We start from the raw sequence: 14,338 nt of genomic DNA on the forward strand, positions 1-14,338 counted from the left end.
AGTGCGGGACCGTCCACGACCGCGACGTCAACGCCGCACGCAACATCCTGGCCGCCGGACGGGCGGACAGGCTAAACGCCTGTGGAGCGCCGGTAGGACGGGCACACGTGCCCGCGCAGCGCGGTGAAGCAGGAAGCCACCAGAAGGGCCAGACGGGCCCAGGCTGGAATCCCCGTCCTTTAGGGCGGGGAGCACGTCAAAACCAGCGTGCTTCGGCTCAGCCATCACTCGATCAGTGGCCACGGGCTGAGGTCTCCATGCTGGTCCGGCGCCCGGTGCGGCGGTCGGCCACGCTCACGGCCCGTTCATTCCAGGAGTGCGAACGACGCCCGCTCTTGCCACTTCGTGCCGTCATGCACCATGAGGTCAACCGACGAGACCCGGGACGTGAAGGGAAGCCCACCAAGTAGGTCAGCCTCGATCTCATCCAGAACTGCATCGTCCTGACCGTCAACGACGGTCAGGTGGGGCACGATCTCGGTGAACTGGCCCCCATATGGCGGAGCTTCGGGCCACCGGTCAGCGATTACCTCAGTGAGCCATCGCAACTGCGTATCTGGCTCAGGGGCGAGATACAGCACCCCCGGAAATCGCCCACAGCTCTCGAACCGCAGGTCAAAGGCATGATGGCGGTCGAGCACATCAGTGAGAGCCGAGTGGACACGCGCATCTATTCGGCTCTGGTCGAGGAACGGGAAAAGCACCGTGACATGTGCTGGTACTCCTGCTCGTGCTGACGGATCGAATCGTTCACGCCATGCGCGGACGGCCGGCTCCGCGTCCGGGATCCTGACGATGAGTCCCGTCTGGCCTGCCTGAAACCTGCTGGTGCCGTCGTCTTCCATGACACCGCATGCTGCCATCTAGGAAGTCGACGGCAGCACTCATTATGCGTCCCTGACCATGAGCAGTCCCCGGCACGGGACGAGCAGGGAGACGACGACTCCGGAACATGACTGCCGTCATTCCCAGCTCGTGCTCGTGCTGGTCGTGGGCAACTGTCTGAGGAGGTAGATCGTCTGTCTGCTCTCTTCGGTCCTTCGGGCTGTGTCCGGAGGCGCCTGGCATTTCAGCGGCCGTTTCCCGGACTTTGACGGCGGTCACGGGGAAGTCTCAGCGGCCTAGACCGGCCAGCCCGTCACCCAGGACGCTTGCGCCCAAGAGGAGCAGCACGATCACCGTGATCACGGTGCTGTTGGCGACCATGAACTGTCTGACGTCGTCCAGAAACGTTGCGGCACGCTGTCCTCCGGCGAGGTGGATGCCGACGGCTCCCAGCACGGTGCAGGAGGCGATGAGTACGAAGAGGGCGACTGCCACGGCGAGGCCGACGTCATGGGCGCCTGCCTCGACGATCGAGGCTGCGGCCGACGCTGTCAGGACCAGGTTCTTGGGGTTGGCGCCCGACAGCAGCGCCCCGAGGAGCAGTGCCCGTCCGGCCGTGGCGTCGTCGAGCGAGGCCGTCCAGCGTGGTGGCTCTGCCTGCTCACCGGCGCGCGGACGCTTCCACCACTTACGGACCCCCAAGACGATGAGAGCCCCTCCGGCCAGGACCCGCCCCCAGTCCGCGATCGCCGATGATGTGCTGTCGGGGTCGTCGGCCCCGCCGAAGAGCACCGCGACGAGCGTCGCCGCGATCGCCAGGCCGGTGATCCACCCGGCCGCGAACAGCAGACCGTTACGGCGGCCCTGCGCACCGGACAGGATCAGGACAATTCCAATCAGAGGAAAGGGACTGAGCGCGACCGCCAACGCGGCCGGCAGCATGGCCCCGATCGCCTGGCTGAGCATCCGGTTCCCTTCCCTACGATCGGAGCAAAGGATCAACGCGCCCCCTTCAACGACCGCATCGCGCTGCCGGGCGAGGAGCTCAGCCTCCGTGGACCACGAGGTGACCACTACTTTTCCCAGCTCCTGATGCTGCCCGAGCGCCAGTCCTGGCACCTTCCGGACTCGCCGACGCCACCCGTCTGGCCGTGAACACCCAGCACCTTGCTGAACTGCGTCACGTACTTACCGTGGGGCACAAGAACCACCATCGCGGTCCCGTGCCTGGGATGATGCGATTCGCTCCTGCTCCTGAGTCGTGGGCCTGGCAGACCAAAGAAAGACGCCGGCGACGTAGAGTCCGGCTAAAGGGTGTTGCACAAGGTTCGTCCAAGGGGATGACGAACTGGCAGGTCAGCCGCGAGCCGTCGAGCTCGTCGTGTGGCCCGTACTGGGCCAAGCGCCCGCTGCTGTCCTGGTGCGCACGCTGCTGCCAGACCTCGGCGGGGGAGCAGTCGCCGAGTTGGCGGCGACGTGGTCCGGGGTGAAGTGGCAGCTAAGCGATGTCATGTGAGTAGTCCCGATGTGTTCACCCCAGCCGCAACCCCAGGGCTCAGCTGCGCCGTTCGGGTATTGGCGCGTTGGCCGTGGGCGGCTCTGGAAGCTGCGTGGATGGCGGATCCAGCGCCGCTCGAGGGGGACGACGGCGGGGAGAGGTGGGTCACATTCGTCCGTGTCACAGGGTGCCGGGCCATCTCGTCTCAGGGGGTGTAGCCACTGACGACCACGAAGGAGCACACCATGGACGCGCGCCTGAACTACTTCGCCAACCCGGCCGCGGGCAAGGCTCTGAAGTACTTCATGTCGGCGGGCAAGGCGCTCAAGGACTCGCCGCTGCCGGCCGCGACGCAGGAGCTGGTGGCGCTGCGCGTGAGCCAGATCAACGGCTGCGCCGTCTGCATCGACATGCACACCAAGGAGGCTGCCGCTGCCGGCGAGACCTCGGTGCGGCTCAGCCTGGTCGCGGCGTGGCGGGAGGCCACGGTCTTCACCGAGGCCGAGCGTGCCGCGCTGGAGCTGGCGGAGGAAGGGACCCGCATCGCGGATGCGGCCAGGGGCGTCAGTGACGAGGTGTGGGCGTACGCCGCCAAGCACTACGACGAGGAACAGCTCACCGCCCTGGTGGTCCTGGTCTCCTTCATGAATGCGGTGAACCGGCTGAACGTCATCACCCGGCAGCCGGCCGGCAGCTACGAGCCCGGACAGTTCCACTGAACGGGCGTCAGCGACCGGGCCGGGATCCGGCTGTGGGCTCCGGGCCCTGGCTCGCCGGTGTTGGCGTGACCACTGGTGGTCCGGGTGATCGCCTTATGTCCGCGTCGGCGAGTGCGTTCGGGTGGGAAGGTGCATGGGGAGGGATTTTGTCGTGAGCAAGGTCGAGGAGTTCGAGGAGCTTCGGGGGCTGCTGTTCTCGATCGCCTACCGGATCCTGGGCAGCGTGGGCGAGGCCGAGGACGCGGTGCAGGAGACGTGGCTGCGCTTCGACGGTTCGGCGACCCGGGTCGCGTCGGCCAAGGCGTTTTTGTCGGCCACGGTGACGCGGATCTCGATCGACGTGCTGCGCTCCGCGCGGGTGCGGCGGGAGGAGTACGTGGGCCCGTGGTTCCCCGAGCCGCTGCTGAGCGATCCGTATCAGGATCCGGCGCGTTCGGCGGAGCTGGCCGACTCGGTGTCGATGGCGGCGCTGCTGCTCCTGGAGCGGCTGAGTCCGCTGGAGCGGTCGGTGTTCGTTCTCAGAGACGTGTTCGGCTTCGGGTTCGACGAGGTCGCCGCGGCGGTGGGGCGGTCGCAGGCGGCGTGCCGGCAGCTGCTGGTACGGGCACGGCGGCACATGCAGGCCGGGCGGCCACGGTTCGAAGCCGACCGTCAGGAGCGGCAGGAGTTGGCGACGCGGTTCTTCGATGCGCTGAAGGACGGTGACGTGGGCGGGCTGCGGAATCTGCTGGCCGCCGACGTCCAGCTGGTCGGGGACGGCGGCGGCAAGGCTCCGCAGCTCGCCAAGGCCGTCAGCGGCACCGAGAACGTGGCCCGGCTGCTCGCCTCCGTCTTCCCCTTGATGGCCCGGATCGACGTGACGTTCGAGCCGCACGAGATCAACGGTCAGCCCGGGGCGATCTTCCGCGCCCGGGACGGCAAGGTGCTCCACATCCTGGCCCTCGAGGTGCTGGACGGGCAGATCCAGACCATTCGCTCAGTGATCAATCCCGACAAGCTCGGCCACCTCGGGCCTGTCGCCGATGCCTGGGCTGTCGACCGCGAGGTCAAGCAGGCCCGCGGGCAGATGAAGTGACCTCGGCACCGGCGTGGGCCGACTCGTTCACCGGCACCTCATGGCAGCGGTACGGGGCGGCGGCCGGTTCGCTTGTCCGGCGAGGTTGAGGCGGTGCAGGCGGGCGATGTCGCGCATCGCGTGGTGGACGCCATCACCGCCGGCTGGCAACAGCGTGCTCACCGGTACCCCAACTCATGCCGCCTCACCACGACCCGCGCCCGCGCCGAACAGCGGGCCACGGCCGGCTGACCTCCCCGCAGCTCAGAGTGCGATCGGTCGGTACTGCAGAGCCTCGTCGACGATCTGCTCCGCGGACGCATCCGTGAGGGTGTCTGAGGGATGGAAGACCAGGTCACTCACCCGGGGATGCGACACGTTCGCCTCCAGGAGCCGCAGATAGTAGTCGCTCTCCGGGGTGGCCGTCAGGAGTCTGCGAACGATCTCCACGAGTTCGTCCCGGGTGATGCCCGCGACCACGGGTCGAGCCGGCCGGGCCGCCTCCCGCGCGAACTCCTCCAGGCTCCTGCTGCCGTAGTACTCGGCGAAGTCGAGAGCTTCGTAGTCGTGGCCGGTCATCGCGTTGAAGGCCGCGATCGCCGAGCCCGCCGCCTCCCGGCGGGTCTCCAGCAGGTCAGCGATCCGCTCCACCTCGGCGCACAGCTCGTCGAGCCGCTGCTGACTCACTGGCGGGGGCAACAACTCCGGTCTCAGGTCCACAGCCCGAATTATGTCCGTCCGTGCCGACAGGCCCGAGCCGATCACCGGGGGACTGCTCGACGTTCTGCAGCACGGCATCCCCGTACCGACGCCAAGGGACTGCGGCTGACCGGATCATCCCTGGCATGCCGGCCAGGTCATGCCGGGGCGGGTGCCCGCAGGGCGAGGAGGGCGACGTCGTCGTCGTTCGCGGCGGGCCGGACCCGGGACAGCAGTTGGTCGGTGAACGAGGTCAGGGGGCGGTGGGCGAGGGCGGCGGCGTGCCGGCGCAGCCGTTGCAGGCCCTCGTCGAGGGTGTGGCCGAGTTCTTCGATGAGACCGTCGGTGTAGAGCACGAGGGTGGATCCGGGCGGGAGCAGGGCAGTGGCGTCGGGGCGGCGGCCCGCCTGGACGCCCAGGAGGATGCCGTGGCCGTCGGTGAGGTACTCGGCCAAGCCGTCGTGGCTGATCAACAGGGGCGGTGGATGGCCCGCGTTGCTCCAGGACAGCTTCCAATGACCGTTGTCCGCCTCCTCCAGCCGGGCGAGGATCATGGTGGCCATGGTGACATCGGTGATGTGCCGGATCGCTTCGTCGAGCCGTTCGATGATCCGGCTGGGGGGCTTCGTCTGGGACCAGGCGTAGGCGCGCAGCATGTTGCGGACCTGCGCCATGCCTGCCGCGGCTTCCAGATCGTGTCCCACGACGTCGCCGATGGCAAGGGCGGTGGCGCCGTCGGACAGCGGGAAGGCGTCGTACCAGTCGCCGCCGACCTGCGAGGCGTCGGGTGCGGGCAGGTATCGGACGGTCAACTCCAGACCAGGCACTCGCGGCATCTGGGGCAGCAGATGGTTCTGCATGGTCTCGGCGACCTTGCGCTGGCGCTGGTAGAGGCGGGCGTTGTCCAGGGCGAGGCCGGCCCGGCGGGCGATGTCCTCGATCAGGGACAGATCGGTGGGGGTGAAGTCTGCCCGATGGCCGGCGCGGCCCAGGGTGAGGGCTCCGAGGACCTCGCGGGCGCTGCGGATGGGGGTGATGGCTGCCGAGCGGATACCGGTGGCGTCGAAGAGGCGGCGCTGCTCCACCGCGATACCGGAGTCCGGCTCCCGCTGGTAGGTCTGGGGTCCGGCCAGAGTGGACGCCACTCCGCGCAGCGCCCGGGACAGCGGCATCGGGGAATCCTTGGGGATCGGCGGCATCGGGCCCTGGAGTTCCTCGTGATACACCAGCTTCTCACCCTCGGTGCGGACGACTGCTTTGCGCCACACCTCGTCGTGCTCGGTGATCAGGTCGATGACGGTCCAGTCCGCCAGTCGCGGCACCACCAGCGCCGCCAGGCGGCGCAGCGTCTCCTCGACCTCCAGGGTCGAGGTCAGCCGCGTGGTGGTCTCCGCCAACAGTGCGAGCCGCTCCAACTCCGGCAGCGGCCCGTCCACGGCCTCCGGCCGAGAACCGGCTTCAGGCGCTCGAGTGGAGGCGTCGAAAACCACCAGAGTGCCGCTGGCCTCGCCGTCGATGTCGTAGGGGGCGATCGTCCAGGAGATGGGCAGCACAGATCCGTCCCCGCGTACGAAGTGGTCCGTTTCCGCCTGGGCGACGCGGCGGGCGTGGAAAGCCTGCCGCATACGGCACTGCGTCGCCGGTAGAGGACGACCATGGGCGTCCCTGTGCAGTAGGTCGTGTGCGTCTTGGCCGAGCAGATCGCCGGCCGGCCGCCCCAGCAGGTCTTCGGCGTGGGCGTTGACCGCGATGATGCGACCACGCTCGTCGACGAGGTACGCCCCGCCCCCGATGGCTTGCAGTGCCCTTGTGAGCGCGGCAGCAGGTGCGGCCGCGGGAACATCCCTGTCGTGCTCCGCATGTTCCGGCGCTGCCATGCCTGGTCCCCCCTGCTGATCGGCTGCTTCCTGCTGGCCGGCAGGAAGTTCTCTGCACGGCATTCGCTTTGCGTGAGTGCCCAAGCTTCGCCGAATCCAGTCTCGCTCTCAAACACCTCCGGGAACCCTTGGCGCGTATGCGGCAGATGTTCCTCGGCGGACAGGGCTGGAGGGTCCGGCCGCCGCCACCTGGCGGCAGCTGTCTTCCGCAGCGAGTGTCGGCGCGGCCCCGCTGCTCCTGTAGCGGGCCAGGGGACGCAGGAGCCGGCCCGCTTTGCCCGGCGGGCGTACTCGCCGTCGCGTCAGGCGCATAACGACAGCCCTCACCGGCTCGGCACCCTCGGACACGGACACGTTCTCACTGGTCATCGACGCCTCCTCCATGATCGGGAGTTGCACCGGACGACTTGCAGTTGCCATGGGATGTGCCAGGTTCAGCGCCAGATGCAGGCAGCGGGCCCGCGTCGTTCACCACATGCCGTGCCTGCTGAAGGAGAGGGTCGCTTCCGCACCGTTGCCCCTGGCCGGCACCGGCTCCCGCACGGCTGTCCCGCATCGCTTCCGGTACCGCGGCGGCCTGCCGGTTCGCCGACTGCTGCAACGAGTGTCGAGGCGGAGCATCCAGACAGGGGCGGACGGGCAGAGGAAGCCGGGGGAGAAGGGTGCCCTTCAGTACTCTTGCCGGTTTCGCGCCGTTGTGGCCTGAAACCGTCTGAGTCTGGGCTGCGCATCGCTCACTTCGTCAGGAGCCCCGAGGTGCGAAGGTGTGGAGCACTTCGGTGCCGGCCCCGTATCGGGAGCGCCCCGGACGCCGTCGTGCCGGGATCGGCCGGGCATTCATTCGTGCCGCGCGGCGGATCCCGGCCGGGGTCTGTGGAGTCGCTGTCGGCCTTCGCGCCGTCGCGGGGTGAGCGGAGGTGGGCCTCGGTTCCGTCTGAGGGCGCCACGAGTGGCCGGAGCTGCTCGACGCAGCGGTGGCCGATGCGTCCAACAGGCCGTAGGCGCTTCACGTCCTACGGCACTTTCGGGCGGCTGGTCTGCCGAGGTGGCGGCATGGCTCAGGGGCGGTGAATCCGAATGCGACGCCGAGGGAGAAAGTTGGGTGAACGCGTGAGGAATGCTGCCCGGATGCCGGCCTGCGCAGCTGATCTTCGCGGCACAGAGCCCGAGGAGGCCGGTGCACGTGAGTCGAAGGCCGCAAGTACGTCGTCGAGGAAGTCGGCGCGGGCGTGGCCGGGACGGCGTGCCGCTTATGCCGCTGTGGTCGTGCGCGCCCGGTGTTGCCTCCTCGACAGTTTCATGTGGCGGAGGGGACTGCTTGCCCGGCCATGCCGGGCACCGCCTGGATACGGCCGAATCAATGCAGACACACCGATCGGGAAGGAAAGACCATGAGGGCCCCACGAGGCGCGTCGCCGTCATCACTTCCTCCGCGGTTGTCGCGACTGGTGCCGCTCTGGGCACTGGGAGTCCCGCATGGGCTGCTGCTTCTGCGTCCGTGCACATCCCACGTCGGTGTGCAGCGCCGACGCCGAAGACCACCGATGGGGCCGCGGTGTCGGCCAACTGCTCGAACGGATTGTTCCTGGGGCGAGAGCCGTGGCCGGCACCGCGACGGCCGGGACGAGACCAGCGGTCGCTGACCGCCGCCGAGGCAGGAAGGAGAAGCCGATGGAGTCTGTGAAGACCGTCATACGGAGGGTGGCCATACAGCTCGTCGTCGCGCGCACATACGCGCTGCCCATGCGTATGAGTCTGCGCTACGAGCCCACCGATCCCTATGTCGTGCGTGCCGCCTTTTCCACCGATACCGACGAACTGGCCGAATGGGTCCTGGGGCGTGATCTTCTGGCCGATGGCCTGACAGGCACCGCAGGCTCTGGGGACATCCGCGTCTGGCCGACCGCCGGCCGTGGTGACCAAGCGATGTACATCGTCCTCAGGTCTCCCGCGGACACTGCCTTGCTCGAGGTTCCCGTGCAGGACGTCATGGCCTTCCTGGAGGACACACAGGCGCTTGTGCCGCGGGGTACGGAGTCCGGACACATCGACTGGGATCTCGAACTGGCGAACCTGTTCGCAACGGGCTGAGGGAAGCCTCCCAACCGCCGTGCGGGGCCAGGTGCAGGCGCCCGTCATTACTGCCACGCCCCACGGACTGACGGACCCATCGGACCGTGTCGTCAGGGTTACGGGGAGGGCAAGAGGGGTCTCACTGAGCGTTTTCGGCGTTGCCTCTCCAGGGTGCGGACGGCTTTCGCGATGGGGGTCATGCGGTTGGGGCTGGTGCGGGATCTGCGGAAGATCCGCTAGGACTTGAGCTGTGCCATGCCGCGTTCGACGGGTGCCCTGGCCCGGGAGAGTGCGCGGTTGGCGGTGTGTTGGGCGAGGGTGAGTTCGTGGCCGGGTGGGCGTTCGAGGCCGTTGGTGGCCCAAGGCCTGCGCGGGTGTAGGCACGGCTCCGCCCATGGGGGAACCTGATCCACCTGGTGTAGACGCCCTCGCAGTCCCGACGGCAGACCCGGGGGCGCCTGCTGCTGGGCCCCGCCGCACGGGGCGGGCGTGGTGACTGCGCGGAGGCACTCCACGTCACGGCCGCAGACAGGCCGCTTGCTCCAGTCCGGCATCCAGAGGCAGGCCCGGGCACTCGATCACGCCGTCCGTCGGTGGTCATGACCAGCGCGCTGTCGTGTTCCGGTGCAAAGCCCTGCTCGTCGTAGTCGGTGCCGATCGGACTCCCGGCGCTGGCCCAGCCGGCAGACGGCGCGCCTCGTGGCCGCCGTCGTCATGTGCGTGCGGCGACGGCACATGGCAGTCGTGCCGTTGTCGTCGTCTGGCAGGTGATGGACTTCACCGAGCGGCTCGAACAGTGTGACGCCGCAGCCGCGCAGCCAGGGTTGTCCGCCGACCCGCCCGGTGGCCGCGTGGTCGCATCAGTTCGTCACGATGCCGTGCAGGAGCAGGTCGATCAGCCTGGTGGCAAGCGCGCGCTGTTCCTCGCTGGCGGCGATGAGGCTGATCCCGCCGAGGGCCATCAGTACGTCCTGTGCATCGACCCCAGGCCGTGCCACCGCCTGGCCCTCCATGGCGGTGAGCAGGTGGGTGATGGCGCCGGCGAGCAGCGCCCGGGTGTGCAGCTTCTCGCTGTCGTCGGTCAGCACCACGGCCAGCGCGTCGGCCATGCCCTGCTTCGCAGCCATGAAGTCGATGAAGCGCTCCATCCAGGTCCGCAGTGCCTCCGCCGGTGGCTGTGCGGCCGTGAGATGCGGTGCCGCCTCGCACAGGCGCTGCACTTCCTCTCGGTAGATCGCCTCGATCAGGAGTTCCTTTGAGGGGAAGCGACGGTAAAGAGTGCCGACGCCCACCCCGGCCGCGCGGGCGATGTCCTTGACCGAGGCACCCTTCCCCTCGCGGGCGAAGGCCGCTGCCGCCGCCTCCAGCAGCCGGTCCTCGTTGCGTTGCGCGTCGGCGCGCAGCGGCCCGCGGCGCCGCACCGTGTCCCCCTCATGACCGGTCACCATCGACTCCTTCCCTGTCGCACTTGCAAAGCGGAACCAGTTCCGCTTACTCTCGAAAGCAGAACCGGAACCAGTTCCGCATATGAGGGTACGACGGCCCCAGCCCTTGCGCGAGCGGCCGTGCGCCCAACGCCCCATTCCACCGTTTTCTGGAGAACCCATGGCCGACAACCTCATCACGACCCCCTTCGATGCACAGACGACCGCCACCGAGGTGCTGGCCGGTATCGACCTCGCCGGCCGACGTGCGGTCGTCACCGGGGGAGCCTCCGGCATCGGACGCGAAACCGCGCGTGTCCTGGCCGCTGCAGGCGCCGAAGTGACCATCGGCGTCCGCAGCCTGGCCGCCGGGTCGCAGGTCGCCAAGGAGATCACCCCGGCAAGCGGCCCGGGAACCGTGCATGCTGCGATGCTCGACCTCGCAGACCAGGCCTCGGTGCGCTCCTTCGTGGAGGCATGGCAGGGGCCGCTGCACGTCCTGGTCCTCAACGCCGGCGTGATGGCCTCGCCGCTGGAGCGGACGAGCGAGGGCTGGGAAATACAGTTCGCAACCAACCACCTCGGCCACTTCGCCCTCGCCATCGGCCTGCACAGCGCCCTGACAGCTGCCCACGGCGCACGCGTGGTCGCCGTCAGCTCGGTCGGCCACGTCAACGGCGATGTGCTCTTCGACGACATCAACTTCCAGCAGCACCCCTACGACCCGTGGGCGGCCTACAGCCAGTCCAAGACCGCCAACGTCCTGTTCGCGGTCGAGGCGGGCCGCCGCTGGGCGCCCGACCTGATCGCCGTGAACGCCCTCAACCCGGGCCGCATCACCAGCACCCGACTCGGCCGCCACATCGGGGACATCTCCAACAGCCCGGCCTCGTTCGATCCCACCAGCACCGACGTGTCCTGGAAGAACATCGAGCAGGGGGCCGCGACCTCGGTGCTGCTAGCTGCTTCCCCGTTGGTTGCGGACGTAACCGGCCGCTACTTCGAGGACTGCAACGAGGCCGGCCCGCACCGGCCCGGTGTGCGCAGGGGGGTGGCAGCCCACGCCGTGGACCCGCACAACGCGGGCCGCCTGTGGCAGATCTCCCTCGACATGCTCGCGACCGCCACTGCGACTGCCTGACGAAGCCACCCACCACCAGCACCGCCGATTCCGGCACGTCCGTGGACCACACTCGCGTGCGCGCCAACCAGGCCCGCGAGCCCGCCACCGGACCACCACCCACCCGAGCTGTCACCGACGCGAACCGGTCCGTCCGCGCAGTCACCGGCCCGGATCCATCTCGATCTGAACCATCCCGATCTGAAACAAGGAGACAGTCATGTCTGCACGTCTGCGAAACACCGTTGCCCTGGTGACCGGCGCCAGCAGCGGCATCGGCGAGACGACCGCCCTGAGCCTCGCCGCCGAGGGCGCCGAAGTCGCGGTCGTCGCCCGGCGCCGCGACCGGCTCGAGGAGCTGGCGGGAAAGATCCGCGCCGAGGGCGGCGCGGCGCTCGTGGTAGAGGCCGACATCACGGAGCAGGAACAGGCAACGGCCGCCGTGCAGCGTGTGGTGGCCGAGTTCGGCCGCTTGGACGTCCTCGTCAACAATGCCGGTGTGGGAATGGCCGGACCAGTCCTGAACGCGCCGGCTCAGGAATGGGAGCGCATGCTGGCGGTGAACCTGCAGGGCCTGCTGCATGTGACCCACGCGGCGCTGCCGCATCTGCTGCGAGCGGCGGAGGACTCGCCCCGCCGGGTCGCGGACCTGGTCAACATCAGCTCCACCGCCGGGCGTGTGGCCCGGCCCGGCACGGCGGTGTACAGCATGACGAAGTTCGGCGTGAACGGGTTCACCGAGGCCCTGCGCCAGGAGGTCATGCGTCAGCGAGTGCGCGTGAGCGTAATCGAACCGGGGACGGTCGACACCGAGTTCGTCACGCACTCGCGGGACGACATCAGGGCGTCGCTGGACCAGCAGCTGGCCGGGATGGAGATGCTGCGTCCCGAGGACATTGCGGACGCGGTCTCCTTCGTCGTCACTCGCGACCGCCGGGTCTCCGTCAACGAGGTCCTCGTCCGCGCTTCCGAGCAGACCTGGTAGGTCCCGCGGCAGCACCAGCCTGCCGGATGTCCCTCGACACGCTCGCGTCCGCCAATTCGACTGTCTGGTGGCGCCACCCGTCACCAGGCACCGCTGAGGTGCGGGGCTTCGGCGACACGGTCAGAACCCGGTCTCCGGGCCGATCGAGCCTCTCGTAAGGTGCCCGGGCCATCCCTGGGAAGGAGTGCCTGCTTGGTCTCCGCCTCGAGACGGAGTCCGAGAAGGGTCCACATGGGCGAGCTGTACAGGTGTGGATGGGATCGAGACTTGGAGGAGTTCGGGGCCCACCGAGGCCACCAGTCTGAGAAAGAGCGCACCATGTCTGAGAATTCCGTGATCCGAGGTCTCGGTCGTCGAGTTGGCCGTCGTCGCAACGCCGCGGTCGGGGCCGCTGTGGCGACCGGGGTGCTGCTTGCCGTCAGCCCGATGGCCCATGCCCTCGACTCGGCCGGGCACCAGCCCGCCGCCGTGTCGGTGAAGCCGGCGAAGCCGGCCTCCGCGGACTTTGTGGCACGGAAGCTGACCCCCGCGGTGCGGGCCCGGGTCGACCGTGCGATCCAGCAGGTGATGGCGCAGGCGAAGGTGCCGGGCGTGGTGGCCAGTGTGTCGATTCCGGGCAAGGGCACCTACGAGCGGGCGTTCGGGGTGGCGGACACCAAGACCAGGGCCCCGATGACGACGAACGTCAACATGCGGGTCGGCAGTATCACCAAGACCTTCACCGCCACCGCCGTGCTGCAGCTGGCGGACCAGAAGAAGCTGAAGCTGGACGACCCGATCTCCAAGTACGTGCCGGGTGTGCCGCAGGGCGACCGGATCACGCTGCGGCACCTGCTGGAGATGCGCAGCGGCCTCGCCTCGTACATGGAGGACAACGACTGGGCGATCGCCTCGCTGACCGACCCGTACCGGCAGTGGAAGCCGGAAGAGTTCCTTCGCTACGCCTTCAAGTACCCGGTCTCGTCGGCTCCCGGGACGAAGTACCACTACTCCAACACCAACACCGTGCTGCTCGGCATGGTGGTGGAGAAGGTGAGCGGTCAGTCGCTCGGTCGTTACATGCAGCAGCACATCATGCAGCCCGCGCACCTGAAGCACACCTTCTATCCCAAGGGCGCAGAGTTCCCCGCGCCGCACGCCGAGGGTTATACCGATCAGCGGGACACGGTCGAGGACAGTGCCGACTGGAACCCCCACTCCATCGGCGGTCCGGCCGGTGCAGTGATTTCCGACCTGACGGACCTGCAGCACTGGGCACAGGTGCTCGCCAAGGGCTCCCTGCTCAAGCACTCCACCCAGCAGGAGCGCACCAAGTTCCTGCCGACAGACATCGAGGGCACAGGCTACGGCCTGGGCATGTTCAACAGCCACGGCTGGATCGGCCACAACGGCTCCCTTCCGGGTTACCAGACCGTGATGGTCTACCTCCCCGGGGCCAAGGCCACCCTCGTGATCCACAGCAACACCGACATCCGCTACCAGGGCGCCTCCCCGAGCACGATGTTCGCCAAGGCGATCACCCAGATCGTGACCCCGAAGAACGTCTACGACCTCAAGCCCGTGCAGCCGGCGACCGCGACCGCGCCCGCCGGACATTGAGAGCGGAAGAATCACATTCTTGGCCCCACGGCAGCGGCCCCAGTAGCCCCGAATCCGGTTGTGAACTGCATCTTCGCCAGCTTGACCGGCTCCACCCTTCATGGTCGGGGAGTGCCGCGGTGGTCCGCTGTTCGGCACCGTTTGGTCGGTCAGCGTGCGGCGAAGCAGCCGGTGCTGCTGGTGTGGGCGCGGGCCGCGCCGGGACGTGCGCGGATGGGGCTGCGGGGTCAGAATCGAGAGGGAACACACTCGTGGTATCGCGAGGGAATGGACTCGCGGTCTGCCGGGGCGGTCATGTTCGCAGGGCCGGATTCTCGCCGGCAGGAGGTGAACGGGCGTGCGGCATTACGATCTTGTGGTTCTGGGGACAGGCAGCGGAAACATGCTGCTGGGCGGGTTCGCTCATCTGCGTGTGGCGCTGGTGGAACCGGACCGGTTCGGCGGCACCTGTCTGAACCGGGGGTG

11 protein-coding genes and 1 pseudogene are annotated in these 14,338 nt (G+C 68.5%); 6 read left to right on the forward strand and 6 right to left on the reverse strand.

The annotated features are described in order from the left end of the window. Positions 1-305: 305 nt before the first annotated feature. Together ABT085_RS33295 and ABT085_RS33300 are read right to left on the reverse strand one after the other, a co-directional pair. A complete protein-coding gene (locus ABT085_RS33295; RefSeq protein ID WP_351616454.1) occupies positions 306-845 on the reverse strand; it encodes a 2'-5' RNA ligase family protein in 540 nt (179 codons plus the stop codon). A gap of 268 nt (positions 846-1,113) precedes the next feature. Then, entirely contained in the window at positions 1,114-1,944 is an 831-nt protein-coding gene (locus ABT085_RS33300) for a GAP family protein (protein WP_351616457.1), read from the reverse strand. A gap of 624 nt (positions 1,945-2,568) precedes the next feature. On the opposite strand from ABT085_RS33300, the gene ABT085_RS33305 reads away from it, so the two are divergent. Continuing rightward, complete coding sequence (locus ABT085_RS33305; protein WP_351616460.1) at positions 2,569-3,042, forward strand: carboxymuconolactone decarboxylase family protein; 474 nt, start codon at positions 2,569-2,571, stop codon at positions 3,040-3,042. A gap of 151 nt (positions 3,043-3,193) precedes the next feature. After that, positions 3,194-4,117 carry an RNA polymerase sigma-70 factor gene (locus ABT085_RS33310; protein ID WP_351616462.1) on the forward strand — a complete coding sequence of 308 codons (924 nt, stop codon included), beginning with the start codon at positions 3,194-3,196 and terminating at the stop codon, positions 4,115-4,117. A gap of 243 nt (positions 4,118-4,360) precedes the next feature. On the opposite strand, the gene ABT085_RS33315 is transcribed toward ABT085_RS33310, so the two are convergent. Together ABT085_RS33315 and ABT085_RS33320 are read right to left on the reverse strand one after the other, a co-directional pair. Next, entirely contained in the window at positions 4,361-4,816 is a 456-nt protein-coding gene (locus ABT085_RS33315; RefSeq protein ID WP_351616465.1) for a bacteriocin immunity protein, read from the reverse strand. 137 nt (positions 4,817-4,953) lie between these two features. After that, the gene (locus tag ABT085_RS33320; protein ID WP_351616467.1) at positions 4,954-6,672 is read right to left on the reverse strand and encodes a SpoIIE family protein phosphatase; all 1,719 of its coding nucleotides are present in this window, start codon (positions 6,670-6,672) and stop codon (positions 4,954-4,956) included. 1,671 nt (positions 6,673-8,343) lie between these two features. Here ABT085_RS33320 and ABT085_RS33325 point away from each other — a divergent pair. After that, positions 8,344-8,763 (forward strand): SsgA family sporulation/cell division regulator, encoded by a 420-nt coding sequence (locus ABT085_RS33325; RefSeq protein ID WP_351616470.1) that lies wholly within the window; start codon positions 8,344-8,346, stop codon positions 8,761-8,763. A 98-nt stretch (positions 8,764-8,861) separates the two neighbouring features. Here the strand turns inward: ABT085_RS33325 and ABT085_RS33330 are convergent. Together ABT085_RS33330 and ABT085_RS33335 are read right to left on the reverse strand one after the other, a co-directional pair. Then, positions 8,862-9,220, reverse strand: a pseudogene (locus ABT085_RS33330) (transposase family protein); the annotation flags it as partial. A gap of 385 nt (positions 9,221-9,605) precedes the next feature. Beyond that, positions 9,606-10,193 (reverse strand): TetR/AcrR family transcriptional regulator, encoded by a 588-nt coding sequence (locus ABT085_RS33335; RefSeq protein WP_351616472.1) that lies wholly within the window; start codon positions 10,191-10,193, stop codon positions 9,606-9,608. Between the two features lie 157 nt (positions 10,194-10,350). Here ABT085_RS33335 and ABT085_RS33340 point away from each other — a divergent pair, with 157 nt between their 5' ends. From ABT085_RS33340 to ABT085_RS33350, 3 genes are all read left to right on the forward strand, one after another. Continuing rightward, positions 10,351-11,310, forward strand: a complete 960-nt coding sequence (locus ABT085_RS33340; RefSeq protein WP_351616474.1) for an SDR family NAD(P)-dependent oxidoreductase — start codon at positions 10,351-10,353, stop codon at positions 11,308-11,310. A gap of 199 nt (positions 11,311-11,509) precedes the next feature. Next, positions 11,510-12,274, forward strand: coding sequence for an SDR family NAD(P)-dependent oxidoreductase (locus ABT085_RS33345; protein ID WP_351616476.1), 765 nt, complete (start codon positions 11,510-11,512; stop codon positions 12,272-12,274). Between the two features lie 318 nt (positions 12,275-12,592). Beyond that, entirely contained in the window at positions 12,593-13,873 is a 1,281-nt protein-coding gene (locus tag ABT085_RS33350) for a serine hydrolase (RefSeq protein ID WP_351616479.1), read from the forward strand. Positions 13,874-14,338: the final 465 nt, after the last annotated feature.

The sequence above is a fragment of the Streptomyces sp. NPDC002265 genome (genome assembly GCF_040296125.1).
Classification (GTDB): Bacteria; Actinomycetota; Actinomycetes; order Streptomycetales; family Streptomycetaceae; genus Streptomyces.